Origin of the sequence: Rhodococcus sp. A14, from assembly GCF_011603105.1 — a bacterium.
Lineage (GTDB): Bacteria > Actinomycetota > Actinomycetes > Mycobacteriales > Mycobacteriaceae > Rhodococcus_F > Rhodococcus_F opacus.
The window spans coordinates 1-25,577 of the sequence record NZ_JAAOQS010000117.1; the positions used below are offsets into that span (position 1 = coordinate 1).

A 25,577-nucleotide genomic window follows, 5' to 3' on the forward strand; every position below is an offset into this window, starting at 1 on the left:
CACATCGATTACGACGAACGTGTCCGCGGTGTCCGACTCGGACGACTTCTTGCGGTGGCGGCCCTGACACCAGCCCAGGCTGCGCTACTCGTCGCGGATGCGCTCGATCAGCTCGAACCGGCGCGCAGCGAAGGGCCCTACCCACTCCACCTCCGGGACGTGACGGTGTCCGAAAGTGGACAGCTCACGATCGGGTGCACGGGCAGTGCGTCACGGCACGACATGAGCGAGGCGGTGGCCGAGCTCGTCCGACGTATCGCGACGAACTGTCGCGGTTCGGCATTGGCCGACCGGTTGCACGAATCGCTCGCCGAAACAACAGATCTGGATGTGTTGGGGCAACGGGTTCGTCAGGCGATCGCACCCGACGTCGACCCGGCACAGGAGAGCAGGAAGCGCTGCCAACTCGCCGGGCTCGTCGCCGCGACGATGGGACGGCCGCGTACTGACAGTCGAGTCGTGGGGGAGCGGACGGACGTACAGGACTGGCCGTATGTTGCGGAGGGATCCACCCTCGCACCGTCAGGCTGGTTCCCGCCGGTCCGGAATCCGTGGCATCGCAAAAGGAGACGACCGTCGCGGCGGCAGGGAGCGCTCGGTCTGATCGCGATCCTGATACTCGTCGCTGCGGCGTTGATGGCTCCACGGGTGTGGTCCGAGCTGCGCCGGGGGTGGGACGCCGTCCTGAATCCCGTGAATCCCGCGGAGCAGAATCAGATTCGGCCCGTGTCGCCGCCTCCACCGGAACCCCCGGCTGATCAGGCCGCGCCGGCGACGACCGATGTCGGCCGGGCGCCGTCGTCCGTCGACGTCGGTGCCCCCGGGAGCGCGGGCCCGATCACGCTCGTCACGGCCACGCGCGCCAACGGTGAGTGTCGCCCCGGGCAAGCGTGCGCGATCCGGGTCGACGTTCACCTGGATCCGGCGGCAGCTGTCGGCGCCGTGACCTGGCGGGTGAACGTGTACGACCGCTGTTCCGGCGAGGTGCGGACGGGGAGTGACGTGTCGCTGCCCGTTCAGCCCGGGTCGCAGCAGGTGTACGGCATCGTCCGGACCGATCTGCCGCCGGGCGCCGCGCTCGCCATCGGGGCCGTCACCAGCGCCCCGGCGACGGCCGCGTCCGAGCCGCTGCTGGTGCCCGCCGAAAACGCTCGCTGCTGAGCGCCGGGGGAGGGGTGGGATGCACGACGACAAGCATGATGACAAGCACGATGACAAGCACGAATCCGACCCGTGGATCGTCGGTGCGGCGATCGTTCTCGTCGTGCTCGGCCTTCTGAATTTGCTCTCGACAGGGAAGACAGCAGACGCTGTTCGCCACACGCTCTTCGCCGTTGCCGGTCTCGGCATCATGTATGTGGTGTCCCGTCTGCGGATGAGTGATCTCCGCGCCTTCGGCTGGGCAGTGTTCACCGTGGCCACCGTGTTGCTGGCGGTCGTGCCGCTCGCGGGGGTCGCGACCAAGGGTGCTCAACGCTGGCTGGACTTCGGCGTATTCACCGTCCAGCCGTCCGAACTGGCCAAGCTCGCCCTGGTTCTCGTGCCCGCGAGCATGCTCGCCGGTGGGTTCACGCCGGCACGATTCGTCGCGACCTTGGTGATCGGGGGCGTACCCATTGCACTCGTCGCACTCCAACCCGACCTGTCGACTGCCGTCGTCCTCGTTGCGACGGCGGGATTCATGCTCATCCTCGCCCGCGTCCCGCTGCTGCCTCTGGTTCCGCTGTTCGTGCTGGGTCTCGCGTCGCTTCCGCTGGCCGTGCTCTTCCTCCGCCCCTACCAACTCGAACGGGTCCACGTGTTCTTGTCGAGCAACGCCGACCCCGCCGGCGCGGGATGGGCCGAGTTACAAGCGAACATCGCGATCGGCAGCGGTGGCCTGTGGGGGCTGGCGCGCGACCCGATGTACGCGGTGCGGGCCGAGTATCTTCCCGAATCGGAGCACGATCTCGCGTTCGCCAGCCTGGTGTACGGGTGGGGTTTGACCGCCGGCTTGGCTGTCGTGGTGGCAACTTCGGTCATCGTGTGGCGGGCTGCACTCTCCGCGCGCACGGCGCGCACTCGCGAGGCCGCACTCGTTGCGGCCGGAATCGGCGCGTTGTTCGGCATCCACGCGCTGGTGTCGATCGGTCAGAGTCTGTCGCTTCTGCCCCATACCGGCATGCCGATTCCGCTCTTCAGCTACGGGGGCACCGCCGCCATCGTCGGTTTCGTCGCCATCGGACTGGTGCTCGCGGTGCGCCGAGACGGCGTCGCGCGACCGCTGTGGACCCCGGATCCCCGACGGCGACGCCGCCCGCGCGGAATGTCGGCGGGCACCCTGACGATGACCGCGGCACTCGTCGCGATGTCGGTGTTCGCCTGGCAGTTGCAGCACGACCGGGGTGCGGAATTCCGGGCGATGAGCGATCAGCAGATGATGCGGTGCATCCGCCTGCCCGCAGAGCGCGGACTGATCCTCGACCGCAACGGAATTCCGCTCGCGGTCAATGTCGCCGAGTACGCCGTGGCGGTGGTCGCTCGGATGTTCGAGGAGAACGACGACACCCGCAGCCGGTTGGCCGCTCTGCTCGCCACGTCTCCCGACGAGTTGGCGGACCTGATCGAGGCCGGTGGCGAGGGGGAGTCTCAGGTGGCGGTAGGCAGAGTCGCGCCCGACCAGGCTCGCCGCATCGTGGATGCGCGACTTCCCGGTGTGCTCGTGGTGCCGTCCGGCCGCAGACAGTATCCGTACGGTGCCGTGCTCGCCTCCGTCCTCGGGCATGTCGGAGTCGCCGACGCAGACGACATGGAACGCTGGCCGCATCTCGCGCTCGGGTCCCGGGTCGGCAAGGCGGGACTCGAGAAGCAGTACGACGCTCTGCTCCGCGGCAGCGACGGCAAACAGTGCGTGTACGTCGATCCGTCCGGGCATCCGGTAGCGACCGGCGAACGCGTGGACCCGGTGCGGGGCCATGATCTGCGCCTGCACCTCGACATCGGGGTGCAGAACCTGGCGACCGACGCACTCTTGGAGGCGATGCGAACCAGCAAGGGCGACCTCGGTGCCGCCGTCGTGATGGACGCGCGGACCGGAGCCGTGCTGGCCCTCGCCAGCGTCCCGGGCGCCGACAACAACGTCTACGGACCTCCGGCCGACCTCGTCGCCCTCGCGGCGCAGAGTCAGACCCCGGGGCCGAGCCCGTTGGTCAACAACGCCACCCAGACCGCGGTCCCGCCCGGCTCCACCTTCAAGATCGTCGTCGCGGCGGCGAATACCCAATACCCGGTGCTGTCGCCGGACACGGTGGTCGACACGGGCGCGGCCTACACCTACGGCGGCCACACCTTCCGGAACTGGCAACCGATGGGCCCGCACAATCTGCTCCAGGCGATCCAGTGGTCCGACAATGTCTACTTCTACAAGCTCGGTGAACTCCTGGGCCCGGAGAAGATGGCGGACGTCGCGGGGCAACTGGGCGTCGGCCGACGATCCGGGATCGACCTGCCCGGCGAGGCCGAGGGATTCCTCGGCACCCCGGAGAACGTCGGAAGCATCGGGGCCACCTGGTATCCCGGGTCGACCCTGTTGATGGGTATCGGGCAGGGCACCGTCAGCGCGACCCCGATTCAGGTGGCGCGCTGGACGTCGGGCATCGCCACAGGTGCGATGGTGACGCCTCAGCTCGCTGCGGCGTACGGGTCGGAACTGACCCCCATCCCGACAGCGGAACCGCAGCGCCTACCGTTCGCAGACCTACTCGGTCCTGTCCGGGCAGGCATGCGAGCGTCCGCGTCGGCCGGGACCGCCGGGCAACTCGCGGACCTCCCTGTACCGGCCGGCGCGAAGACCGGCACGGCGGAGGACCCGTCGGCGCCCGGCGAAGGACTCAACGCCTGGTTCTCCGCGGTCGCGCCTTTCGACGCCCCCCAGATCCAGGTGTCGGTGCTGATCCGCGGCGGTGGCTTCGGGTCGGCGACGGCGGGCCCCGTGGTCAAGAAACTTCTCGAACACTACTTTCCGCGACCACCCGTCCCGGCGCCGAATCGGTGATCAGCTGCTGTACGCGGCAACCACCTCAGGATGAACCAGACACGCCGTGGCGCCTTCGGCGACGCAGGTGAGCGGGCGTTCGGCCGTCTTCACCGGGAACCCGAAGGCCTCCTCGAGCAGCTGCGACAGGCCTCGTAGCATCGCCCCGCCGCCGATGACGAGTAGCCCTTCCGACATCACGTCACCGATCGCCTGGGGAGGAAGGTCCTCGAGACACTCGGTCAGTGTCTGCACGATTCCGGTTGTGGTCGGACGCAACGCATCCACGATCTCCTCGGTCTCGAGTGTGACGAATCGCGCCCGTCCGGTAACGGCGTCGCGACCCTCCACGACGAGTGACTGCCCTTCGTCGGTCTCCGGTGCGCCCAGTTTCGCCCGCTCGGCGGTGAGTTCGCCGACCACGATCTTGTGCTCCGACCGCAAGTACTGGTATAGCGCGTTGGTCAGTTCGTCCCCCGCGAGTCGGCAACTGCGGTGGGAGAGAATGCCACCGAAACAGATGGCGGTGATTTCCGAAGTGCCGCCGCCGATATCGACGACGAGGTGTGCGCGTGGTTCCATGGGGTTGATTCCGCAACCGAGCGCACCCGCCACCGGCTCCGGTATTAACCCCACCTTCCGCAAACCGGCTTCGTGGCCGACCTCGAGCAGGGCCCGACGCTCGAGTGGGGTGGCACCCGCGGGGACCGAGATGACTCCCTTGGGCCGCAGCCCGTATCGCCTTGCAGAGGAGACCCGTTTGATGACGGCCGTGACGAATGCCCGCGCCGTCTCCAGGTCCACGATCACCCCGTCACGCAACGGTCGAACCGGCGTGATTCCGATAGGAGTGCGGCCGACGAGACTTCGCGCCTCCGTGCCGATTGCAAGAGCACGGTGCGGATCCTTCGTTCGAACGAGCATGAAGGACGGCTCGTTCAGTACGATGCCGTCGTCGGGAGTTCCGACGACAGTGTTGGCAGTTCCGAGATCGATACCAAGTCCACCCACGTCGGCCTCCATCGGGATTCCAGCGAGATGGATCTGATGTTACGCAGCGGCAGCGTCGTTCGGAAGATAATGCGTGACACCAAAGACGCCGGGACAACGTCAGGACGGCAGGGGGCCTTCCTCGGCGCGTCGTCGTGCCCGCTCCCACGGCCAGGTCATCAGGGCCCACACGACGAGAATCAGTGTCGTCGCCGTCAGTAGGTACACCGGCCAGGGACCCAGAACGTCCAGAAGGGTCGCGGTGGCAGGCTCTCAACTGTTACCGTAATCCCTAATACTTCCTAATCCTTCCTGTTGCTATCGGATCACGCGCATCGGCGAGGCGGCGGCATACCTGAAGATGTCGGTGGGAGTCCGGAAGGCCGCGCCGGAGGGCCGGTTACCGTCTCGGCGTACAGGTTCCGGTCACGAGTCTTCGATCGGGAGGATCTCGACGTCTACCTGGGTCGACCTGCACCGGAGAGTGTTCCAGCCGACAGGGCGGAAGCGTTGTACTGCCGGGTGTCCGGCTCGACCGGTCAGGAATCCTCGCTCGCCTATCAGGAGAAGATGCTGCGTGAGAGTGCCGCCGGCACCGTGTACCGGGTCTACAAGGATCGTGGTTCAGGCCTGCGGGAGACCCGGGCGGGACTGAATCGGATGCTCGAGGACGCAGCCAAGGGTCACTTCACGGTGGTGCGAGTGGTGTGGCGGGATCGGTTGGCGCAATTCTCCGGTGGCGTGGATCGAGCGGTACTTGTCGGCGGTCGGGGTTAAGGTCGAGGTCCGGCGTGACCATGGGGACAAGTCGCTGGTAGAGGAGCTGATGGATGACTTCATGGCAGTGCTCGCTTCGTTTTCCGGCCGCTTCTACCGATTGCGGTCGAAGGAGCATCAACGTCGACTTCTTCGGCGATGCGGCGGCCCGGTGGAGAGGGGCTAGCTGATGGCCGATGCCGGATTGACTGCGCTGCGACAGTTCTCGTTCACCACTCGCCCCTACCTGGCTGTCGATGACGCGACCGGTGCGCCGATCGGGCTCGACGACCTCGACGTTCGTGTCGGGTGGATGCTCGACCTGATCTCCGGTGCCGAAACCGAGCTGATTTCGCGGCTGTGGCAATCGGCCACCTTCGATGTCCTCGCGGCCGGATGTGACAGCCACGGCCGGAAACTCCCGATGCACGGTCATGTCGCTGCTGCGCGTCTGGGCTGGACCCCGCATTACCCGGACGGGGTCTACGTCCCGTCGCGTGTCACGCGGGTGGTGACCGCGCAGGCAGTCGGCACTTTGCGGGCGCTGGCCTACCGAGACACCGCGATCACTGCACTGTCGGCCCGGTTCGACCCGGCCACCGGCCGCATCGCCGCACCCACCACCGCTGCGGAGTACGTCCCGCCCGGATTCGCCCGTGGCGTGGTGCGGCAGCTCACAGCGCGCTCACACCGCACTGCCGGCGCGGCAGACGCACGCCTGCGGATCACCGACATGCAAGCACCACCCCAGACCTCGGCGATGGCTCGGCTTTCCGCAGCGGATCGACAACTCGCACACATGACCGTCACAGACGCCGTCATGACGTTGACAGTCACACTACCCACCACCGCCGCCCCGACAGCACGCGCGCAGTGGCGACGAGTCCGGCTGACCGCCGCGATCCCACCGCACCTGCATCGGCGGCCGATCAGCGAGTGGCATCTACCGACCCTGGTCCTCGACCACCGAGGTCTGCTGTTGCGGTGCGCTGCCACCGAAGCAGTCCCCGCCGCTGATCTGACATCGGGAACGACGGCGGTGGGCGTGGACTGGTCTCCGTCCACTCTCGGTGTGGCCGCCGTCGCCACACAAACCCCGGAGGGTGTGGTCTCGGACTATCGGGGTTTCACGTACGACGACCGAGGCCTCGGGATCAAGCTGACACGCCTGCAAACCGAAGGGCAACTGCTGCACCGCAAAGCTGCTCGCCTGCGCCGGCTCGCCGCGACCGCACCCCCCGAGGTCCGAGCACAACTCGACGCGAAGATCGCCGTCCTCGACGGGCACCGCACCGCTGTCGGCATCAAACGGGCAAAGATCAACCGGGAAATGGCGTTTCACTTCGGCTGTCAGGTTGCCGACTTCGCTGCCGCGGCGGGCGCGACGGTGATCGCGGTGGAAGACCTCACCACCCTCGAAACCCGCGGGCATGGGCATGTCAACAACAATCGGGCCGCGCAATCGGCCCGCCGCCAAGCCGTCGGCGCTCTCACCCACACCGCCGCCGGTGTCGGTGTGACGGTGGTGTCCGTACCAGCACGAGGATCTTCCGCGTTGTGTCCGAGCTGCAACGAACCACTCTCTCGCCCCGGCGGTTACCACCGGGCATGGTGTGTGCAGTGCAAAGTTGGCGGAAACCGTGACCATGTGGCGGCCGTGAACCTGGCCAAACGGGCATTGCTGGGACGTGGAAAAGCGGTTCGGAAGCGCGGCCGGAATCCGCGGATCCGGGTGATCGAGCATGCGCCGGTGCGCCAATGCCGCGACAAGATGTGTCCCACTCCGAGCAGGCAGCGGCATCGCCGTGTCCGTCGTAGTGCTCCCGCCGCGACACCTCAGGTGGGGGTGAACCAGACAAAGACTGTTCCTGCGCCACAAGCGTCGGTGTGGGACACGGTAAAACCTGCAACACCGCAGGGTGTTACGGGTAGCCGTGAAGTACATACATCTCCAACGCCAGCCACGTCAGTGGTAGGAAGTATGAGATCTATGTAGACGCTTTCTGTTGAGGAATCCGTAGTTGGTTCCGGCGACACGGTTGAACGTGAAGGTAGACGCCGCCCAGACGACCGTGACCAGGACCGTGAACCGGTAGCTGCGCCACCGAGGCCGCATCCTTCGGCCCCACGTCAGATAGATGGCCGCCCAGACCACGAGCAGGTGAATCGCCCAGAACGCGAGGAACTGGTAGTGGGGGAAGTCCGGACCGGTCAGAACAGGCGAGATCAACGCCTGGGTGCTCAGCACGAGTCCCCAGTAGTACGTGAGCGCGTAGGCCCACTGCGCCCGGGACCACAGCGCACAGGCCGCCGCGACGGTCGCGAGATCGGTCAGGCGCAGCGGTACCGAGCCGTCGATGGTGGGCGGAAGCGAGAAATAGACCAGTGTCGCGCCGTAGATCGCGGCAGTCAGCACCGCAAGGACGCGGCCGAGGCGTCGGGCCTGCGATTCGGTCTGGCAGCGTCCGCGCCAGACCAGAATCGCGGACCCCACGACGAACAGCGCGATCATGGCCCAGTAAGACGGGCCGTATGCCGTGAATTCCCTTTGCGAGGAAAACAATCTCGATCAGCTCCGTGGTCACACGAAGTCGAAAACCGGTGGGAGAACGCCGACCATCAACGCCGCCCACACGCCGAAGACGGGAAGGTAACGGGTCTGCCAGCGTTCGGTGGAGCTGAAACCGCGGCGGCCGCGCAGGAACCCGAGGATGAGATGAGCCGACCAGGTCAGGTTGACGAGGAGGACCAGGTTCATTCCGAGTGCCGCCACCTTGTTCGGGGTGAAGCCGAATTCCGCGATTCGAGTGAGCATGGCGAACAGCATCAGCAGGTCGACCGCGAGGGCACTGACGACGAGGACGAGTTGGAGGCGGTCGAAGAGGTCGGGTGGCAGGTAGGGGTCACGGGCGGAAATCGCGTACAACAGCAATCCAAGGACGACGACGAGAATGAGATCCATCAGGATCAACAGGTTTCGGTCGACGTCGACGACGCTGCCGGTCGTAGCGAATGCCGTGAGCAACACGAGCAGCATGAGCGTGGTCAGTGGGGTGAACACGCGGGTGAGGACTGGGGCGATGTTCTCGACTACATTCTGTTTCGCCTCCACGAGCCATGCTGCGACGATGACCGCGCCGGCCGTCCCGAACGGCAGCACCCAGTCCTCGATGAACCACTCGACACTCAGGCCGAGCGCGTCGAACGCACCGATCGTCAGGCCGATGAGGACGCCGCCGCCGAGGGCGAGGAGGGTCAGGTAGACGACCCATTCGCCGGTGAATCGGATGAAGTCCATTCGCCGCCGATCCGATCGCCACTGACCCCCGACATACGCAAGGCCGACGGCGAACCACAGCGCGATCGGTGCGTGGATCGCCGCGATCACCTCGGTGGCGCCGTTCGACGCGAACGGGAAGACGTTCAACAGAACCGCCGCCAGGGCGAACGGCACCAGCAGTACCGCGGCGAGCCGGGGCGTGACCTGTCGCTTCCAGGCGAAGTATCCGGCGAGGAACGGAAGAACGAACAGGCTGAGGTTGCGTGCGAGGTCCTGCTCGCCGAGTGTCGTCACGCCTGCCTTGACCGACAGTGCCGCGCCGACGGCGAGCCCGAGAACGACGAACAGCTCACGTGTGGGGCGAGTGCCGTCGCCATCCGACGCGGCCGGCATCAGAACGAGTTGCTTCCACAGCCGATCGGAGTGCTCGCGCGCGAACTCGCGGGAGATGTCATCGACGTTGCCCATGCGTTTGACCGCGACCAGGAATGCCTCGTCGGTCTGCAGTCCGGCGGCGGACAGATCCGAAATTTGATCGCGTAGATGGTCTTCCATCTCGTCGGTGTCGGCGGCGGATATCGCGTGACGGCGCTCGACGTAACCCCGCCACTGGCCGATCTGCGATTCGAGCTCCTTGTCGGTATCCATCACGACCATCCTTCGGCGGAGGCTGGGGGCAGTTGGACGGAGCGCCACACCTGGCTCAGAGCGTCCGCGACGACGTCCCATTGGGCGCGTCGTTCCGCGAGCATCTCCCGGCCCGCAGCGGTGATCGTGTAGTGCTTACGCCTTCGCCCGCTGTCGGAGGCTCCCCACGATGCCGACACGTATTCCAACCTTTCCAGGCGATGCAGAAGTGGGTACAACATTCCGTCGGTCCACTGAATCCGTCCGCCGGACAAGTCGTTCACTCGTTTCAAGATGGCATACCCGTAGGACTCGCCTTCCGCGAGAATTCCGAGCACGAGGGGAGTGGCCGAAGCCGCCACCAGATCTTTCTCGATATGCATAGAACCCCTATCCCTAGATCTGCTAGTTATAAAAACTAGCAGATCGGATCGCGGGTGGTGCGCAGCTCGCGGAAGTCGAAAGCGACAACCTGGGGTTGACGCTCACGGTCCGTCAACCTAGAGTTGACGCATGGAGACTTCAGATCGCACGACCCCACCCATCCGACTCGACGAGCTCATCGACGCGATCAAGAAGGTGCACGCCGAAGCCCCGCTCGAGCAACTCACCGACGCGGTCCTCGCCGCGGAGCACCTCGGTGAACTGGCCGACCATCTCATCGGCCACTTCGTCGACCAGGCCCGCCGCTCGGGGGCATCGTGGACCGAAATCGGCAAGAGCATGGGCGTCACGAAGCAGGCCGCGCAGAAGCGATTCGTCCCCAAGGATCCCGGGCAGGCCTCCGACCTCGACCCGAATCAGGGATTCAGCCGGTTCACTCCGCGCGCACGACAGGTGGTGGTGGTCGCGCAGAACGAGGCCAGGGCGGCACGCACCGCCGAGATCCTGCCCCAGCATCTCATCCTCGGACTCCTGGCCGATCCGGAAGGGCTCGGCGCCCGGGCGATCTCCGCGCAGGACGTGACACTGGATTCGGTCCGGCACGCCGCGACCGCGACTCTGCCCCCCGCCGTCGAGGAGGTGCCCGCGCTCATTCCCTTCGATGCCCAGTCACGCAAGGCGCTCGAACTGACGTTCCGTGAGGCACTACGTTTAGGGCACAACTACATCGGAACCGAGCACATCCTGCTGGCCCTGCTCGAGGTCGAGGACGGGGTCGGAGTGCTCACCGGACTGGGTGTCGACAAAGCTCGCGCCGAGCAGAACATCGCCGCCAACCTCGACGCCATCGTCGCCGCCCGCGAAAAGGAGTGACCTCGCAGGGCCTCCGTCACTCACGCGGTGCTCAGGTGAAGGGCGTCCCGCCGGTGACGCCGAGCACTTCTCCGGTGACGTAGCTGGATTCGCTCGATGCGAGGAATACGTACGCGGGTGCCAGTTCGGCCGGTTGGCCGGGCCTGCCCAGAGGCACGTCGTCCCCGAACTGCCGATAACCGTCGGCGGGCATTGTCGCGGGGATCAGCGGCGTCCAGATGGGCCCCGGTGCAACGGCATTGACCCGGATTCCCCGCTTCGCCACATCAGCCGCCAAACCCTTGGTGAAATCGATGATCCCTGCCTTCGTGGTGGCGTAGTCGAGAAGCCCGGGAGACGGATTCATCCCTTGGATCGACGAGGTGTTCACGATCGTCGATCCAGGTTCCATGACCGCGACGGACTTCTTGCACAACCAGAACAGCGCGTAGAGGTTCGTGCGCAGGACACGGTCGAATTGCTCGGTGGTGATGTCGGCGATACCACCCGTCTGCACCATCTGAAAGGCCGCGTTGTTGACGAGTATGTCGAGACCGCCGAGTTCACGGACCGTCAGATCCACGAGAGCCTGACAGTGGTCCTCCGACGTGATGTCACCGGTCGCGACGACGCCTCGTCGTCCGGCCTCTTCCACCAGTCGCACGGTCTCCCGTGCGTCCGACTCCTCGGCCTCCAGGCAACTGACCACGACGTCGGCACCCTCGCGAGCAAACGCGATCGCCACCGCCCGTCCGATGCCCGAATCCGCGCCGGTGATCAGGGCGCGGCGACTGTCGAGGCGGCCGCTTCCCCGATAGGACTTCTCGCCGTGATCCGGGGCGGTCACCATGTCGGAGGTCAGTCCCGGGTGCGGTAACTCCGGTTGGTGTTCGCGATCGGGGGCGGGGTACTGCGTAGTGGGATCCTGCCGGACGTACTGGTCGGCCATTCTCGTACCCTTCTTCGTCTTCTGTCGAATCGGCAAGCCGGACTGATAAGTTCGTCGAATCAGTGAGAGGCGCTTCCCGCGACGCTTACCCCTTCGAGAGGACCCGGAAACCGTCAGGGCAGGGGGCCGGCGTGCGATAGTGCGGTGTTCGTGCGTATGCCGTGAGCGTCTTTGCCGGGGGAGGCGCCGAACAGGCGGCGGTATTCGCGATTGAACTGTGAGGGGCTGTCGTAGCCGACACGATGCCCGACGCCCGCGACGTCACCGGGGTGGGCGACCAGCATCGAGCGGGCGTGTTGCAGTCGAATTCGTTTCTGAAACTGCACGGGGCTCATGGCAGTGACTCCTCGAAAGTGCTGGTGAAACGCTGATGCACTCCCGTGGAGCCCACTGAAGAACGGTTTCCTGTCCGGCAAATATCGCCGCGGCACAGAGGTCACCGACTCCGCCCGCACCGCCTTCGTCGGCGGTCCGACCGACGCCGAGTTCGTGGTCATCGACGCCGTCGCCGCAATCGCCGACGACCTTGCGACCACTTCGGCAGCCGTTGCGCCGGCCTGGCTGCGTGCCCGATCCGGGACCGTCGTGCCTATCCTCCGCGCCAGGCGCGTCGAGCACCTCACGGATAACATCGCCGGCCTGGAGGTGACCCTCAGCCCCGAACACCTCCGCACGCTCGACGAAGTCTCGGCGCCGACACTGAATTATCCGGCGCCGATGCACGGCGAGCAGCGGGCGATGCTCCTGTTCGCCGGCACCACGGTGGACGGGGAATCGTCCACCGTGTATCCACCGCTGCTGCAGAGCGACGTCCGAAGCCGGCCGGGTGAGGTACGGACAGCGAGGTCGACCCCCTAGTTCGCCGGCAATATCCGCCGAACCGCGCGAATCGTGACGGCCGGGCTCGCCGGATGCCATACCTCGCGATCAGAGTAGGACCAGGCATAAGTAGGACTACCGTCGCAAATGCAGTCGAGTAGCCCCGGCTCGTCGAGTTCGTCGGCTGACCATTCGTACAATTGCTGCAGCCGCGGCCCGATCAGGCCGTAGTCCAGCATCTCACCGACGTTGTGCTCAGCGGCGACATACGCCGCGACGTCGTCCCCGAGGGGGTATCGGTCGGGGAGGACCCGAGAGAGGGACAGGAAGATCCCGGTCATCGAGAGACGGGGATCTCCGAGAAGTGGGCCGGCCGGCGCGAGCCGCCCGAGCGCCAGACGCGGCGCCGCGACCAGGGCATGGGCATAGAGAACACGGAGCAGTACGACGTTGAGGAAGAAGCGCTCCGGACGGCTCTCCGTGCAGGCAAGGTCGCGGTGGTCCAGGTAGGCGGAGGCGATGCTCGCATTGTGGGCCCGGTACCACGTGCGTGCGGTCGGATCGGCAACGAACAGCATCCACAGATCGACGGTGTGCGAGGACGGCGTCCCGCACATTCCGCCGCTCCGGGCGACAGCCTCGCAGCCGTCGCGCATCAGCCGCTCGTTGACCGCTCGCCACCACGGACTGCCGGGCGGCATCGCACCGAGCGGCGCCAGCACGCCGCGGCCGATCTGCCAGCGCATGAACGACAAAGCCGCCCGGCGGAACGGTAAGTGCCGGGGTGCGTTGCCGATCGGACCGTGATAGGTACGGGCGATCAGCTCGAGTCGGGCTGCAGGATCGTCACACACCGCATGGACCTGACTCCGCGCCCACTCTGCGGCGGAACGTCGAGAACTCACGCTCCCTATCGTCGGACCCGCCGGCGCTGGGCGGAAGTGTGCGATTTCTACTCGGCAGCGTCTGCCGTCGCACCCGGCGGAGGCCACCGATGTATGTTTCGGGTGCAACAGCGGAGAAGTCCTGTGACTTGATGCGACAGCGAATGCAGAAGAGCTACAACAGAGTTCCGTTCCGTCCCTCCGACCATGGAGACACTCCTACGGACCGGTCGAACGCACACCGCTGGCACCGCACTGCTCATCGGATTCGGTGCAGGTCTCACGTAGGCCGCTCAGGTCGTCACGCCGCCCGCAGCGCCGTACGCTCCCTGACGACTCGGCAATCACCCGTGATCGGAGGGTGGTGGGCGGTAGGGGGAGTAGCGTGGTGGGTGTCGAGGGTTATTCGAATATGCGCGGTCGTGCCATGTCGTCCTCGGCGCCCACACCGGCCCGCAGTCCAAGGGCCGAGAACTGGAGCGCCGCCATGGCGTCGAACCCGACTGATGTGTCGAATTTACTCGTGTCCGAGTCACCGAGCCCCGTGTCGGCGGTGGAATCGGCGGCGTCGTGCACGGCATGCCCACACAGCACGGATTCCCACGATGCGCTCGGGATTCGCTTCTGTGCCGTGACCTCGGCGCGAAGCCTCGATCGTAAGTGTATCTGCGCCGGTGAACAGGTGAGTGAACAGCACTACTCCCGGTACTGAAGCAGACGCTCGCCCACGGGCGGTCCGTGCGATTCGTCGACGGCGTGGCATGACGGCACTATTCTCATGCCACGTCGTACGTTCGAGTCGAAAGGACGCCCATGGCTCGTGTGCAGTTCCGGTCCCCGTCGACGGGACGCAATGTTCGCGCCGTGTTGTTCGATACCTTTGGCACCGTTGTCGACTGGCGCTCCGGTATCGCCGCCGCTGTCGCGGACTACGCGGCGCGCCATCAGCTCGAGGTGGACGCAGTTGCGTTCGCCGACCGGTGGCGTGCCCGTTACCAGCCCTCCATGGACGCCATCCTTTCCGGCACCCGCGAGTTCGTGACTCTCGATATCTTGCACCGCGAGAACCTCGACTTCGCGCTCCGCGAATCGGGCATCGACCCCTCGGATCACGATGCCGGAGAGCTCGACGAGCTCGCGCGCGCCTGGCATGTGCTCACCCCCTGGCCCGACAGCGTGCCAGGTCTCACGGCACTCAAGGCCGAGTACATCATCGGCCCGCTCTCGAACGGCAATACCTCACTTCTGCTCGACATGGCCAAGAACGCCGGAATCCCGTGGGACGTGATCATCGGCTCCGACATCAACCGAAAATACAAACCTGATCCCGAGGCTTACCTGCAAACGGCGCAGTTTCTCGGTCTTCATCCGGGCGAGGTCATGCTCGCCGCCGCCCACAACGACGACCTCGAAGCCGCGCACGCTGCGGGACTGGCCACTGCGTTCATTCTCCGGCCCGTCGAGCACGGACCGCACCAGACCGACGATCTCGCGCCAACAGGCAGCTGGGACATTTCGGCCACCGACATCACTCATCTCGCAGCGCAGCTCGGTGAGGGATCGACAGGGTTCAGGTGAAGTGGCGAACCTTCGGGTCGCATGCCTCACATCTGTCAGGTAATCCTTGACGCCGCGTTCCGCCTCTGTCAGGCTATGCCTGACAGAAATGGGAGGTTGTCATGGAACTTGTCGAACGCGCCGTCAGCGCGGATATCGACGCCGCTGCTCGCGCGGTGATAACGGCGGCGGCCGCCGAAGCGAGCCGTCACGCTGACGAAATCATCGGCACCGGACCGCTTCCCGGTACGGCGGAGTGGGACGCCGAGCAGGGTACGGGCATTCCCGAAAAGCGGACCCTGGCCTGGCATCTGCTGAGTCTTCGCATCCAGCTCGCCGCCGGGCTGGACGGCGTCGAAACCGTTCTCGGCCTGCGCTTTCAGGGAGCGACGTGGGCGACCATCGGGAAGGCCGCCGGGATGACCCGTCAATCCGCGCACGAGCGGTGGGGTTCCCGCACGACCGCCCTGCTCGACCCGATGGGGACCGGCCTGCCCGAGACCGTCGCTGACGACGATCCGAGCTGAACCGGGACGTGGTGGAACTCGGGGCGACAGAGGAGGCGCCGCCGTCGGAGGGGCCGGTCAGTCCCGGTACTGCGGGGACGGTGGTCCGGGTGCCGGGCCGAGCGACGACAGCCACCGATCGTAGAGAGCACTCCAGGTTCCGTCTGTGCGCAGCCGTTCGAGTGTGCCGTTGACGAACCGGACGAGGTCGTCGTTTCCGGGAGCGAGGCCGATGGCGTATCGGGCGGAATCGGTTTCGGGACCGACGATTTCCAGATTCGGATCCTGGGCGACGAGACCGGCGAGGACGGCAGCCCCTGCAACCGCGTCGACCTGTCGCTGCTGGATGGCCATGAGGCAGTCGTCCCAGTCGGGTACCGCAAGGATCGTGGCTTTGGGGGCGATACGCGACAGCGCCGACACCGACGCCGCGTCGTGGTGCGTGCAGACCCGTCGCCGGGCAAGGTCGGCAGGACCGGAGATTCCCGACCCGTCCCGCACCACGAGCCGGCGGGATGCCTCGAGATACACCGTGGAGAGCGCCAAGTCCTGGGAACCCTCACAGGGGAGGGCAACCGGACGCACGACCATGTCCGCGTCGCGGCGGCCGAGCATCTCGGCGCCGTCATCGGTTCCGAGCGGCCGGAACTCGACCCTGGTGGGATCGCCGAGTAGATCACGTGCAACCTCCCGCGCGAGGTCGACACCGAATCCGGTGAGGGTGCCGGTAGTCGGGTCGCGGAAGCTGAACAGGTTGGTGTTCTGGTCGACCGCGACGACCACCGTGCCGCGGGCACGGATATCGCCGAGAGTGCCACCGAGGCTCGGAGCCCCCGGACGGAGACTGGCCTGTGCTGCACATGCCGACGGCTCCGTGGCCGGCGGCGGCGCCTCGGACGGTGCGATGAGCTGGGCGCCGGCCGACAGGGGGAACTCCGTGAAGTCCCCGGAGAACCTCGGGGTGGGTGCATCGGGCGCGCCGCAACCTGCAATCAGGACAGCTCCGAGCACGAGGCTGCCGAGCAGCCGAGCGGAGCGCGGTCGCCGTTCCGGGTGTCGTCGCACCATCAGTGGTACTCACTCACTCTGGGCTCGATCCCCGCGACGATGGCGAGCGCTGCGGAAACGGCGAGCACGATGCCACCTACGGCGAGCGCCGCCATCGTGCGGTACGACTCCCGCATCGCGTCGAGTTCCTCGGTGCGCAGAGCCGTGATGGCGTCTTCGAGCGCTTCGTCGAGGGCCCGGAACTGGGCCGTCGATGCCGTCGATCCCGGACCGACGGCAACGTCCGCCGCGCCCTGGTAGTCGCCGTCTGCGAGCTTCTGCTGCAGGTCCCGGTGCGCGCCCCGCCATCCGTCGAACGCGGCGGACGCCCCGCTGATCGTCGGTGCGACGACGGTGTTCCGCGACGCGTCCGAATTCAAAATCTCGGCGAGTGCGTCCGTGTGCCGGGTGTAGTCGCTCCCGGCTGGATCGAAACCCGGACGAAGCAGTCCGAGCGTCTCGTCGGCGCGGGCCTGCTGGGCGAGGATCCTCGCCTTCGTGACCGCCGCGAGGGGCTCCGCGCCGTCGATCCGTGCGCGTTCGCTGGCCGACGTCGACAACAGCCCGGCGACCACGATCCATACGACGAGAGCAGCCAGCAGGACGGTCGCACACGCCAGTCCGGGATTGACCCGGCGGCGGCTTCGATGCGCCACGTACGTGTGCGCGACGGCGAGGACGACGACCCCGGCCGACGCGACCACTATGGCGGTGGCGGGCAACCTGGCAGTGTGGGACTGCGTGTCGGCGACGGCGCGGGCCTGGTCGTTGTACAGGCGTTCGGCCAAAGGCAGGATGGTGTCCTGCATGAGAGCCGATGCGGTTCCGAGATATGCCACCCCGACCGGATTTCCCGCGGAGTCGTTAGACCGTGCGGTCGCCACCAGGTCCGTGTACACGGCGACGTGCCGCGACATCTCGGTGAGCAGTCGCAGCGATTCGACGTCGCCTGAGGTGACGCCGTACGACGCGGTGACGAGTGCGTTCGACGCGTCGCCGATCGCCTGGTTGTACCGGTCGCGCACCGCCAGCGGCTCGATGGCACCCGCGATGAACGACGACGTCGCTGCCGCGTCGGCGATCGACAACGAACTGAACAGGTTCTGCGCGGCGTCCGCGAGCGGTTCGGTGTGGGCGCGAAGGGTTTCCATGCGCTGCTGCCGCGCGGCCACCACGGCGGACGTCACGAGGCCGGCCGTCAGCGCGACCGCGACGAGGACGACGGCGAGGAGGGAGAGGCGTCCTGGTGTGGACGCAAGGAATTCGCGCCAGGGGCGCCGCCGGACCTCGGGTTCGACGAGCAGGGATTCGTTCAGGAGATGCTCGGCCGGCGAAGTGTCACGATCTCCGCTGGATACGACGCCGCGGTCCTGGTGGAACACCTTCTCCTCCTCATCCCTGCACACAGTGTGCGCCGATCACGGTCGGAAAACACCGAAAGCATCGACGTGCGCGAGTAGCCTGCGTCACCCGCGGGTATCTCCAGACTGGGCACGATCGGACTGGAGATCCGCGGGTCATGAAGACAAGCTCATGAAGACAAGGGTGCGCACGTTCTGCGTCGCGGCTGCGGTCGCAGCGATGGCGCTCGGGGCCTGCGCGGCCCCTGCACCGCGGGCCGACGACGAAACGGAGAAGGTCTTCTTCTTCTTGCCGAACACGACGACCACCCGATTCGTGGAGCGAGACGAACCCCTGTTCACCGACTTCCTGGAGCTGTTCGCGCCGGAGGCGACGGTGACGGTCCGCAACGCCGAGGGTGATCCTGCCCGTCAGCAGAGCCAGGTCGAGTCGGCGATCGCGGAGGGCGCGTCCGTGCTTGTGGTGATCTCCGCGGACGCGAGATTTTCGGGTGGCGCCTTGACTGCCGCCGCCGAGGCGGACGTTCCGGTAGTGCTCTACGACCATGACGCGGTCGGTGGACCGGCAGACGTTCAGGTGATCTTCGATCCACTCGAGGTCGGCCGACGGCAGGGGAGCCGCGCCGCGGATCTGATCGCCGCGATGCCCGGCGACGGTGTGAAGATCGCCCGGGTGGAGGGAAACCTCGGTGAATACGGGACCCGTCAATTTCGGCTCGGTCAGGACGAGTATCTGCAGCCACTCGCCGACAGTGGCAAGATCCGCGTGGTCTGCGAGACCGCGATCGACGACTGGGACCCCGCCGAAGGTCAGGCATTCGCGGAGGAATGCCTGACCCGCGAGAACAACGACATCGCGCTGTTCGTCACCATGAACGACGACCTGGGAGGCGGAATCGTCGCGGCACTGGCCGGCCGCGGGCTCGACGGACGGATCCCGGTCACCGGGGGGCAGGACGCCAATCTCGCTGCGCTGCAACTGATCGCGCAGGGAACTCTCGACAACACGATCTTCAAGAATCTGTCCGACCAGGCGAAGGTCGCCGCGCAGCTGACCACATCGATCCTCCACGGCGAAGGCCCTCCGGAGGAGATGATCAACGGCACGATCGACAACCAGTACATGGCCGTGCCGACGGTGTTCCTGCCCGTGCAGAACATTACGAAGGACAACCTCCAGGTCGTGGTCAACTCCGGCTTCTACACGTGGCAGCAGATCTGTGCGCCGGATCCGGCATCCGCGGTGTGCGGGGAGCACAGCTGAGCCGGGCGGAACTCGGCGAGTTCAGCTCAGAGGCGCGATGACACCGCGGTCGCCGACTTCGGCGCCGACGTCGATCACCCGCCCGGCCAGCAACCAGCCCGACGGTCCGCGTCGCCACTCGTCGCGGTACTCACCGAGGCACTCGTACGTCGCGCCGGCACGGTCGCCGAGGCCGACGTGAAACGCCCGGAAATAGGAGCGAGTACGCGCCGCGTCACCGTCGACGTCGACGTCGATGTTGCCGAGCAGGTGCTGCGTGGCGCCGCAGACGTCGAGGTGGGAACGGACGCGGGCGACCACGTCGGCCCGCCCGGTCCGCCCGTAGGCCACGACATCTTCGGTGAGCGTCGCCGCGAACCCCGGCCAGTCCTTCGTGTCGAGCAGGACGGCCACGACGTGCAGGCGGTCGGTGATCCGGACGCGGTCGGGAGCGGGCTCGGGCATGGCTCGATCTTCCTCGGAGGGCCGGCCGCGTCGGCCCGGAATCCCGCTGATCGAGACTGTCCGGTGGCGTAACACCGTCGGGCTGCGGGTGGGGTGCGAAGGTTGGGTCGCATACGGTGGCAGTGGCTCGCCGGGCGGGCCGCATCGAGGAGGAATCGGTAATGAGTGCACGTACACCCAAGGAGCGCATCCCCAGCCAGTGGGAGGAGATCACAGCCGCCGATCCCGGGCACTCGACGTGGTATGTCGAGCGGTTCCGGGCGATGGAGGCGCAGGGCAAGGACATCGTGGGAGAGGCGCGCCTGGTCGATGCAATGCTCGGCCGTGGCGGTCGGGTACTCGACGCGGGGTGCGGACTGGGCCGCCTCGGCGGCTATTTGCACGATGCCGGTCATGTCGTGGTGGGTGTCGATGTGGATCCTGTGCTCATCGACGTGGCGAAGGAGGATCACCCCGGTCCGACGTGGCTGGTCGGTGACCTCGCGGAGTTGGATCTGCCGGCCGACGGCATAACAGCCGATTTCGACGTGATCGTCTGTGCCGGCAACGTGATGACTTTCCTTGCGCCGTCGACCCGCGAGTCGGTGCTGGCGGGATTCGCCTCCCATCTCGCCCCGACCGGTCGCGTGGTTGTGGGGTTCGGTGCAGACCGGGGCTACGAGTTCTCGCAATTCCTCGCGGACGCTCAGGCCAACGGCCTCACGGCAGATCTGCTGCTGTCGACGTGGGATCTGCGCCCGTTCACCGAGGATTCCGACTTTCTCGTGGCGGTGTTTTCGCGCGCGCACTGACCACCCCTTCCTGGAGCGAGAGGAGCACGGTGAGGGCAGCGGTTGCATCGAGCAAGGCTCGGGAGCGTGCCGTGGTGGCCTGGTCGCGGGCAGCCAGCGCGGCGCCGATGTCACCCGATCCGGAAGTGTGCCCGAGTTGTGCCAAGACCCCGCGGAGAGGTGCGATGCGATAACCGGCCTTTCGCAGCTGATGCACGACGCGAGCGTCGCCGACCTGGGTCGGGGAGTACCGGCGCGCTCCCGTGGGTGTGTCCCGGTCGGGGACGACGAGTCCCTCTGTGTCCCAGTGCCGCAACGTGGAGGGGCGGATGCCGAGGGCGACGGCGAGTTCGCTCACGCTCATCCAGTCCGAGGCCTGCACGTCGTCGATCGGTTCGGTCGAGATCACATCGGCGGCCTCCTTCGCCAGGGCCAGTTCGGTTCGTTCCGCGTGGAGTCGGGCGTGTGCTGCATCGAGGAGAGCGACCGTTGTCGCGGCCGGGCACGTGTGCACGCTGCGCATGATCCGTTTGGCTTCGACCGGGCCGGCGCCGATGGCGAGTTCCCGATAGGCGAGCGCGGCCTGCACGTGCGCGTCGGTGTAGATGCGGTATCCGGTTGCGGTGCGGGTTGCGGGAGGCAGCAACCCGTCGCGTTCGAGGTTGCGCACGTGTTGCACGGAGCACCCGGCACGCCGGGCGACATCGACGGTCCGCAGATGAGGTGATTGGAGACTTGGCACCGTATTTCTCCTACGTTTGCTCTTCGAGGTCTCCACGAGCACTTTAATGAAACGCTGGAAGCTATGACCATGGACGACATCATCGACTTCGTCGAAGGCCTCGGCGACGTTCTGACGCTCAGGCCTGCCCCCGGTGACGGTTCGCCGGAGATCAGCTGGGGTGACACCTTCTTCTACTACTCACCGGATCGAATCGTTCCCGACAGGACCCAGCCCTTCGCCACGATCGTCACCAAGAACTACCCCGGCGACGAAAGCTCGGGTCTGGACCGCGCGGGCGCGTTCCGGGTGAACATCCACGCCGGGAAGGAGGCATTCATCGAGGCAACCGGCCACGCACCGCGAGAACAGGGCGTCGCCGACGCCGGTGTGCCCGACACCGTCATCGCGCATCCCGTCTACGGCCCGTTGGGCTGGCTGGCGGTCACCGAGCCTGGCTCTCGCTCCGGCGAAGTCACTCGAGAGTTGCTGCGCGGGGCGCACGCCCTCGCTCGCTCGCGCTACGAGCGACGAGCGGAATCCACCCGACGCTGATACGAGAAAGGCGCGCGGGACCGAGGACGACGAAACTGGCGTCGTCCTCGGTCACGCGTCGTCACATCTGGTAGATCTGGCTGCTGTTCCATCCGACGAGGAGTTCGTCGAGCGTCATGCTCTGGTCCCTGCGTTCTTGCCGTTGGTCGCGTTGTCGGTCGTGGCGGGGGCCGTCACCGTGGTCACCGCGGTCGCCGGGGATGGTGGGTGCGGCGACTGTCGTGACGGGATGGTCGGCTGCTGTCGCGACGGCGGTGCTGGCTCCGAGAGGGATGACGGCGAGCGCGGCGGCGACGGCGGCCGTGGCGAACCGGTTTCGCAGGCGGATTCGAGGGAGACGGGTCACTGCGCCCGAAGTATTCGCCGCGTGCGACGTCTCTGAGTGGGGAAGTGAGGTGTGCATTTCGTAGTGTCCTGTTCGAATGCGTGGGCCCAACGTCCACAGCTACTCGAATGGTGTCGGCGAAGGCCCGGAACGTTACACCCGACGGTCCAGGAATTTCGTTTCCACAGTGGATCCCTCCCCGTAGTGGAGATGTTCTCCATGGATGGATTCCCGAGTCCGTACTACCGTCGCAGTGACCGCAGGCGGGCGCCGTGGCGCGTCGGCCGGGACCAGTGGGGGGAGAGGAGAAGCAGAGCCTTCCATCGAATCTGGCGGGGCTCGAATCGACTACACCGTGCACGGTGACGGCCGATCCTCGTCGAGCGTGGTTTTGCTGGCGGGTTTCACAGCCCCCGCCACGTCGTGGCGGTATCAGATCCCGTCGCTGATCCAGTCAGGTCACCGCGTCATCGCGGTGGATCTGCCGGGCCACGGAACGGCTCCCGCCATGCTGCCCGGCACGACGATGCGGACACGCGCCGGATTCGTGCACGCCCTCATCGAGCAACTCGACCTGCAAGGTGCGGCAATGATCGGAGGGTCGATGGGCGGAAACACGATCTGGTCGTACGTCGACACGTACGGCACGGGGCGGCTTCGCGCCGCGGTTGTGGTCGATCAGACTCCGCGGATGCTCAATGCACCGGAGTGGGCGTACGGGTTCTACGGCTACGACCAGGAGAAGGTCGACACATTCTTTGCGGACGGGATTCCCGCGACCGGCCACGGCACCCCGATCTGGAAACGCGGCATGCGGTTGGTCCGCCTACTCGCCGCGATGGGCCGCGTCGACCGAACCCTGTCGCCACCGGAACTCGCCCTGTTGAACGATCATGCGAAATGCGACTGGCGTTCGACGATCCGTGCGACCGATCTTCCCGTGCTCTTCGTCGCCGGTTCCGACAGCGAGTTCTGGCCGTCAGCACACGACGCAGCGGCCGCAGCACTCGCACCGAACGGAGCGCCGACCGTCGTCGCACGCGCAGGTCACGCGAGGAACATGGAACGACCACATTCGTTCAACAGGGCTGTCGCCGAATTTCTCGATTCCGCGTCCTGAGCCCCGAACCGTGGCAAGCGCCGCCGCAGTCGCTACCGGTCAGTCGACGGACTGCACGACGACCGTGCCGCCGCTCTCCGCGGACTCACGCGCCGCTGCCAACACCGCGATGGTGCCGAGCGCGGTGCGGGCAGGCACCGGTTGCTCGCCGGTGCCGGCAACGGCGGCCGCGAATTCCGTGTAGTAGTCCTGATACGCACCCCGTTGCGACGGGACCGTTTCCGCGCCCTCTGCTGTATGGAGGGCGCCCCACCGTTCCCGTCGTTCGTAACCCCACCCGGTGGGATCGTCGACGGGCCGCGTCCCCGCGAAGAGAGTCTGTGCCTGCACGTCCGTACCGTCCGCCACATAGGCGCCCAAGCTGCCGAACGCCCGCAGCCGTCGTCCCTCGAGGTGGTTGACCTTGCTCGACGAGACGCTCGAATAGACCCCGCTGCGGTGAGCGATGTTGACGACGAAGCCGGCGTCGGTGCGCCCCTCCGGCCGGTCGACATAATCGAGGTGGGCGTCGACCCTCTCTGCCGGACCGAACAACCACAGCATCTGGTCGACGACGTGTGCGCCCATGTCGCGCAGCAACCCGCCAGTTGGGCCGGCTTCGAGCGTGTCGGCACCGTCCAGGTCGAACTGGGATTCGATACGCCAGATGTCGCCGAGTCGCGGCAACACCGACCTCAGCGTGCGGATGTCGGCGTCGTATCGACGGTTGTGATAGACGCTGAGCAGCACGCCGGCGTCGTCTGCGGCTGCCACCAACTCTCGGGCCGTCTCGACGTCCGGCGCGAAGGGCTTGTCCGCGACCACGTGCACACCCCGCCCGATTGCCTCGAGTACGAGTTCGCGCCGCGTCTGCGGTGGGGTGGTGATCGTGACGGCATCGACGCCGGAGTCGATGAGCTCGCCGAGGCTCGAGAACACCGGTATTCCAGGGAAGTCTGCGGCAGCCTGGGCGACACGTGAGGCGGAGCGGGTCACGATGCCGCCCAGTGTGATTCCCTCTGCCGCTTCGACAAACGGTGCATGGAAGTAGCGGCCGCCCAGTCCGTACCCGACGATTCCGATATTCATACTCATGCGTGAAGTGTATGTTAAGACATTCGAACAATCTATGTCTGTAGAGCAGGAAGCCGCGGTGTCGGGGGTCGAGAACCGCGCAGTGCCATGCCACGATGAGGTGGCACGATGAGTTGCAGGGAGGCGACGACATTGCCGGAGCGATCAGGACCCCACGCCGACGATCCGTTCAGCGGTCGGCAGCCAACCAGCCACGAACGGATGACGGGACGGCCCTGGGATGCGTCATACCACGAGGGGCCTGCGCCGTGGGATGTCGGCCGGCCGCAGCCGGCGATCGTGCGGGTGGCATCCGAAGGTGGATTCGCCGGAGCGGTGCTCGATGCGGGATGCGGGACCGGCGAGAACGCTCTTCACGTCGCCTCGCTGGGATTGCAGGTTCTGGGCGTCGATGTGGCGGAGACGGCACTGGCGATCGCCCGTGAGAAGGCCGATGACCGTCGGATCGAGGTCGAATTCGCGGTGGCCGACGCGTTCCAGTTGGACAGTACGGGGCGCCGGTTCGACACCGTGCTGGACTGCGGACTGTTCCACACGTTCGACGCCGCCGAGCGACCACGCTACGTGGCGAGTCTGGCGTCGGTGACCGAACACGGCGGAACCGTGTATGTGTTGTGCTTCAGCGACGATGGTCCCGATACCGGCCCGCACCCCGTCCGCCGGGACGAGCTGAGAGCGGCGTTCGACCCCAGCGATGGATGGAAGGTCGCCGCCATAGAGCCGGACCGGATCGAGACGAGATTCCACGACGACGGCGCACCGGCCTGGTTCGCGACCATCGAGCGGATCTAGTCGGCGGGTGGGTCGGCCCGGTGAACGGTCGGCAATTCGTTCGTGTGTGCCGTCATTCGGCGTTGCCGGTCGGGAAGTAGACCGACCCGTCGCTACCTACGCAGCCGCCCTGGACGGGGCCGGGACCGAAGTACGCGCCGTTGACCTGACCGGCGCCACCGGAGGAATTCGACCCGACTCCGGCTCCCGCGACGCCGACTGCCCCGCAGGTGTAGCTGTTCGAGTCGCCCGGCTCGCTCTCGACCTGAACCTGTGTTCCCGGAGTGTTCGGATCCCCGTGCAGATTCGGTGCCGCGGCCGCGACGCCGGGTGCGGCGAAGATGGCGAGTGCGGCGGCCGCCGCGAGCGCCGAGCGCACTGCGAATGTGTTCATGCGATTCACCCTCGATTCGGTGGGCGCCCCGGATTCAGCTCGCCCGGTTCCGGCGGGCCGTCTCCCGCGACGCGTTCGTCTCACGGTAGGACCCCAATTATCGTTCGCCCCACCC

At 66.6% G+C, this 25,577-nt stretch carries 26 protein-coding genes and 2 pseudogenes; 14 read left to right on the forward strand and 14 right to left on the reverse strand.

The features are described from left to right. Both G9373_RS37675 and G9373_RS37680 read left to right on the forward strand, forming a co-directional pair. Positions 1–1,161: hypothetical protein (locus G9373_RS37675; RefSeq protein ID WP_240960954.1), on the forward strand; the 1,161-nt coding region annotated here is incomplete at its 5' end. A 19-nt stretch (positions 1,162–1,180) separates the two neighbouring features. Beyond that, the gene (locus tag G9373_RS37680; protein ID WP_167120088.1) at positions 1,181–4,033 is read left to right on the forward strand and encodes an FtsW/RodA/SpoVE family cell cycle protein; all 2,853 of its coding nucleotides are present in this window, start codon (positions 1,181–1,183) and stop codon (positions 4,031–4,033) included. On the opposite strand, the gene G9373_RS37685 is transcribed toward G9373_RS37680, so the two are convergent. Beyond that, positions 4,034–5,023: a rod shape-determining protein gene (locus G9373_RS37685; protein WP_043788722.1), complete on the reverse strand. Its 990-nt coding sequence runs from the start codon at positions 5,021–5,023 to the stop codon at positions 4,034–4,036. A gap of 501 nt (positions 5,024–5,524) precedes the next feature. On the opposite strand from G9373_RS37685, the gene G9373_RS47085 reads away from it, so the two are divergent. After that, on the forward strand, positions 5,525–5,779 hold the full coding sequence (locus tag G9373_RS47085) for a recombinase family protein (RefSeq protein ID WP_005564595.1): 255 nt from the start codon (positions 5,525–5,527) through the stop codon (positions 5,777–5,779). A 169-nt stretch (positions 5,780–5,948) separates the two neighbouring features. Continuing rightward, entirely contained in the window at positions 5,949–7,754 is a 1,806-nt protein-coding gene (locus G9373_RS37695; protein ID WP_167120091.1) for a zinc ribbon domain-containing protein, read from the forward strand. Here the strand turns inward: G9373_RS37695 and G9373_RS37700 are convergent. Genes G9373_RS37700 through G9373_RS37710 form a run of 3 tightly spaced genes read right to left on the reverse strand, consistent with a single transcriptional unit; the run spans position 7,725 to position 10,048 of the window. Beyond that, positions 7,725–8,321, reverse strand: coding sequence for a TIGR02206 family membrane protein (locus G9373_RS37700; protein WP_240482899.1), 597 nt, complete (start codon positions 8,319–8,321; stop codon positions 7,725–7,727). The two genes, G9373_RS37695 and G9373_RS37700, sit on opposite strands and share 30 nt — an antisense overlap. An 18-nt stretch (positions 8,322–8,339) precedes the next feature. Continuing rightward, the gene (locus G9373_RS37705) at positions 8,340–9,686 is read right to left on the reverse strand and encodes a permease prefix domain 1-containing protein (RefSeq protein ID WP_043788718.1); all 1,347 of its coding nucleotides are present in this window, start codon (positions 9,684–9,686) and stop codon (positions 8,340–8,342) included. Then, positions 9,686–10,048: a helix-turn-helix transcriptional regulator gene (locus G9373_RS37710; protein ID WP_005246523.1), complete on the reverse strand. Its 363-nt coding sequence runs from the start codon at positions 10,046–10,048 to the stop codon at positions 9,686–9,688. Before G9373_RS37710 ends, G9373_RS37705 begins: the two co-directional genes overlap by 1 nt. A 130-nt stretch (positions 10,049–10,178) precedes the next feature. On the opposite strand from G9373_RS37710, the gene G9373_RS37715 reads away from it, so the two are divergent. Continuing rightward, positions 10,179–10,922 (forward strand): Clp protease N-terminal domain-containing protein, encoded by a 744-nt coding sequence (locus G9373_RS37715; protein WP_005564588.1) that lies wholly within the window; start codon positions 10,179–10,181, stop codon positions 10,920–10,922. Between the two features lie 31 nt (positions 10,923–10,953). On the opposite strand, the gene G9373_RS37720 is transcribed toward G9373_RS37715, so the two are convergent. Together G9373_RS37720 and G9373_RS37725 are read right to left on the reverse strand one after the other, a co-directional pair. After that, entirely contained in the window at positions 10,954–11,850 is an 897-nt protein-coding gene (locus G9373_RS37720; RefSeq protein WP_054247426.1) for an SDR family oxidoreductase, read from the reverse strand. Between the two features lie 113 nt (positions 11,851–11,963). Continuing rightward, positions 11,964–12,221 (reverse strand): annotated as a pseudogene (locus G9373_RS37725) (helix-turn-helix transcriptional regulator); the annotation flags it as partial. A 4-nt stretch (positions 12,222–12,225) separates the two neighbouring features. Between G9373_RS37725 and G9373_RS37730 the strand changes: the two are divergent. Further along, positions 12,226–12,708: pseudogene (locus tag G9373_RS37730) on the forward strand (aldo/keto reductase); the annotation flags it as partial. Here the strand turns inward: G9373_RS37730 and G9373_RS37735 are convergent. Then, on the reverse strand, positions 12,705–13,574 hold the full coding sequence (locus tag G9373_RS37735) for a hypothetical protein (RefSeq protein ID WP_043788708.1): 870 nt from the start codon (positions 13,572–13,574) through the stop codon (positions 12,705–12,707). The pseudogene G9373_RS37730 and the gene G9373_RS37735 sit on opposite strands and share 4 nt — an antisense overlap. 466 nt (positions 13,575–14,040) lie before the next feature. On the opposite strand from G9373_RS37735, the gene G9373_RS45985 reads away from it, so the two are divergent. The 3 genes from G9373_RS45985 (at position 14,041) to G9373_RS37745 (ending at position 15,637) form a co-directional block, all read left to right on the forward strand. Further along, entirely contained in the window at positions 14,041–14,265 is a 225-nt protein-coding gene (locus tag G9373_RS45985; RefSeq protein WP_240960956.1) for an RGCVC family protein, read from the forward strand. 101 nt (positions 14,266–14,366) lie between these two features. Then, complete coding sequence (locus G9373_RS37740; protein WP_054247428.1) at positions 14,367–15,131, forward strand: haloacid dehalogenase type II; 765 nt, start codon at positions 14,367–14,369, stop codon at positions 15,129–15,131. 101 nt (positions 15,132–15,232) lie between these two features. Beyond that, positions 15,233–15,637 carry a hypothetical protein gene (locus tag G9373_RS37745; protein ID WP_054247429.1) on the forward strand — a complete coding sequence of 135 codons (405 nt, stop codon included), beginning with the start codon at positions 15,233–15,235 and terminating at the stop codon, positions 15,635–15,637. A 57-nt stretch (positions 15,638–15,694) separates the two neighbouring features. On the opposite strand, the gene G9373_RS37750 is transcribed toward G9373_RS37745, so the two are convergent. Both G9373_RS37750 and G9373_RS37755 read right to left on the reverse strand, forming a co-directional pair. Next, the gene (locus tag G9373_RS37750; protein WP_054247430.1) at positions 15,695–16,684 is read right to left on the reverse strand and encodes a glutamate ABC transporter substrate-binding protein; all 990 of its coding nucleotides are present in this window, start codon (positions 16,682–16,684) and stop codon (positions 15,695–15,697) included. After that, positions 16,684–18,045 carry a hypothetical protein gene (locus tag G9373_RS37755; protein WP_133983895.1) on the reverse strand — a complete coding sequence of 454 codons (1,362 nt, stop codon included), beginning with the start codon at positions 18,043–18,045 and terminating at the stop codon, positions 16,684–16,686. The genes G9373_RS37750 and G9373_RS37755 overlap by 1 nt, the downstream gene beginning before the upstream one ends. A gap of 151 nt (positions 18,046–18,196) precedes the next feature. On the opposite strand from G9373_RS37755, the gene G9373_RS37760 reads away from it, so the two are divergent. Beyond that, complete coding sequence (locus G9373_RS37760) at positions 18,197–19,288, forward strand: sugar ABC transporter substrate-binding protein (RefSeq protein ID WP_043788706.1); 1,092 nt, start codon at positions 18,197–18,199, stop codon at positions 19,286–19,288. A 21-nt stretch (positions 19,289–19,309) separates the two neighbouring features. Here the strand turns inward: G9373_RS37760 and G9373_RS37765 are convergent, their stop codons facing one another. Beyond that, a complete protein-coding gene (locus G9373_RS37765; RefSeq protein WP_054247432.1) occupies positions 19,310–19,732 on the reverse strand; it encodes a nuclear transport factor 2 family protein in 423 nt (140 codons plus the stop codon). A gap of 161 nt (positions 19,733–19,893) precedes the next feature. On the opposite strand from G9373_RS37765, the gene G9373_RS37770 reads away from it, so the two are divergent. Beyond that, positions 19,894–20,523: a class I SAM-dependent methyltransferase gene (locus tag G9373_RS37770; protein ID WP_005262736.1), complete on the forward strand. Its 630-nt coding sequence runs from the start codon at positions 19,894–19,896 to the stop codon at positions 20,521–20,523. Here G9373_RS37770 and G9373_RS37775 read toward each other — a convergent pair. Next, on the reverse strand, positions 20,474–21,244 hold the full coding sequence (locus G9373_RS37775; RefSeq protein ID WP_005564570.1) for a MerR family transcriptional regulator: 771 nt from the start codon (positions 21,242–21,244) through the stop codon (positions 20,474–20,476). The two genes, G9373_RS37770 and G9373_RS37775, sit on opposite strands and share 50 nt — an antisense overlap. Positions 21,245–21,307: 63 nt before the next feature. On the opposite strand from G9373_RS37775, the gene G9373_RS37780 reads away from it, so the two are divergent. After that, positions 21,308–21,778, forward strand: a complete 471-nt coding sequence (locus tag G9373_RS37780; RefSeq protein WP_005564569.1) for a DUF6194 family protein — start codon at positions 21,308–21,310, stop codon at positions 21,776–21,778. A gap of 61 nt (positions 21,779–21,839) precedes the next feature. Here the strand turns inward: G9373_RS37780 and G9373_RS37785 are convergent, their stop codons facing one another. Next, positions 21,840–22,124 carry a hypothetical protein gene (locus tag G9373_RS37785; RefSeq protein WP_005564568.1) on the reverse strand — a complete coding sequence of 95 codons (285 nt, stop codon included), beginning with the start codon at positions 22,122–22,124 and terminating at the stop codon, positions 21,840–21,842. Positions 22,125–22,488: 364 nt separating this feature from the next. Between G9373_RS37785 and G9373_RS37790 the strand changes: the two genes are divergently transcribed. Further along, the gene (locus G9373_RS37790) at positions 22,489–23,223 is read left to right on the forward strand and encodes an alpha/beta hydrolase (protein WP_231137595.1); all 735 of its coding nucleotides are present in this window, start codon (positions 22,489–22,491) and stop codon (positions 23,221–23,223) included. Positions 23,224–23,262: 39 nt separating this feature from the next. Here G9373_RS37790 and G9373_RS37795 read toward each other — a convergent pair whose 3' ends face one another. Beyond that, positions 23,263–24,297, reverse strand: coding sequence for a Gfo/Idh/MocA family oxidoreductase (locus tag G9373_RS37795; RefSeq protein ID WP_005564565.1), 1,035 nt, complete (start codon positions 24,295–24,297; stop codon positions 23,263–23,265). 201 nt (positions 24,298–24,498) lie between these two features. Between G9373_RS37795 and G9373_RS37800 the strand changes: the two genes are divergently transcribed. Beyond that, entirely contained in the window at positions 24,499–25,089 is a 591-nt protein-coding gene (locus tag G9373_RS37800; RefSeq protein WP_005564563.1) for a class I SAM-dependent methyltransferase, read from the forward strand. Between the two features lie 52 nt (positions 25,090–25,141). On the opposite strand, the gene G9373_RS37805 is transcribed toward G9373_RS37800, so the two are convergent. Beyond that, a complete protein-coding gene (locus G9373_RS37805) occupies positions 25,142–25,462 on the reverse strand; it encodes a hypothetical protein (protein WP_005246478.1) in 321 nt (106 codons plus the stop codon). Between the last annotated feature and the right edge of the window lie 115 nt (positions 25,463–25,577).

Excerpts from the sequence above, each read along its gene's own strand:
- G9373_RS37695 (WP_167120091.1), top strand. The coding sequence starts at position 5,949 with ATGGCCGATGCCGGATTGACTGCGCTGCGACAGTTCTCGTTCACCACT.
- G9373_RS37770 (WP_005262736.1), top strand. The coding sequence starts at position 19,894 with ATGAGTGCACGTACACCCAAGGAGCGCATCCCCAGCCAGTGGGAGGAG.
- G9373_RS37780 (WP_005564569.1), top strand. The coding sequence starts at position 21,308 with ATGACCATGGACGACATCATCGACTTCGTCGAAGGCCTCGGCGACGTT.
- G9373_RS37800 (WP_005564563.1), top strand. The coding sequence starts at position 24,499 with ATGACGGGACGGCCCTGGGATGCGTCATACCACGAGGGGCCTGCGCCG.
- G9373_RS37720 (WP_054247426.1), bottom strand. The coding sequence starts at position 11,850 with ATGGCCGACCAGTACGTCCGGCAGGATCCCACTACGCAGTACCCCGCC.
- G9373_RS37740 (WP_054247428.1), top strand. The coding sequence starts at position 14,367 with ATGGCTCGTGTGCAGTTCCGGTCCCCGTCGACGGGACGCAATGTTCGC.
- G9373_RS37710 (WP_005246523.1), bottom strand. The coding sequence starts at position 10,048 with ATGCATATCGAGAAAGATCTGGTGGCGGCTTCGGCCACTCCCCTCGTG.
- G9373_RS45985 (WP_240960956.1), top strand. The coding sequence starts at position 14,041 with ATGGCGTCGAACCCGACTGATGTGTCGAATTTACTCGTGTCCGAGTCA.
- G9373_RS37805 (WP_005246478.1), bottom strand. The coding sequence starts at position 25,462 with ATGAACACATTCGCAGTGCGCTCGGCGCTCGCGGCGGCCGCCGCACTC.
- G9373_RS37750 (WP_054247430.1), bottom strand. The coding sequence starts at position 16,684 with ATGGTGCGACGACACCCGGAACGGCGACCGCGCTCCGCTCGGCTGCTC.
- G9373_RS37715 (WP_005564588.1), top strand. The coding sequence starts at position 10,179 with ATGGAGACTTCAGATCGCACGACCCCACCCATCCGACTCGACGAGCTC.
- G9373_RS37680 (WP_167120088.1), top strand. The coding sequence starts at position 1,181 with ATGCACGACGACAAGCATGATGACAAGCACGATGACAAGCACGAATCC.
- G9373_RS37745 (WP_054247429.1), top strand. The coding sequence starts at position 15,233 with ATGGAACTTGTCGAACGCGCCGTCAGCGCGGATATCGACGCCGCTGCT.
- G9373_RS37795 (WP_005564565.1), bottom strand. The coding sequence starts at position 24,297 with ATGAGTATGAATATCGGAATCGTCGGGTACGGACTGGGCGGCCGCTAC.
- G9373_RS37760 (WP_043788706.1), top strand. The coding sequence starts at position 18,197 with ATGAAGACAAGGGTGCGCACGTTCTGCGTCGCGGCTGCGGTCGCAGCG.
- G9373_RS37765 (WP_054247432.1), bottom strand. The coding sequence starts at position 19,732 with ATGCCCGAGCCCGCTCCCGACCGCGTCCGGATCACCGACCGCCTGCAC.
- G9373_RS37705 (WP_043788718.1), bottom strand. The coding sequence starts at position 9,686 with ATGGATACCGACAAGGAGCTCGAATCGCAGATCGGCCAGTGGCGGGGT.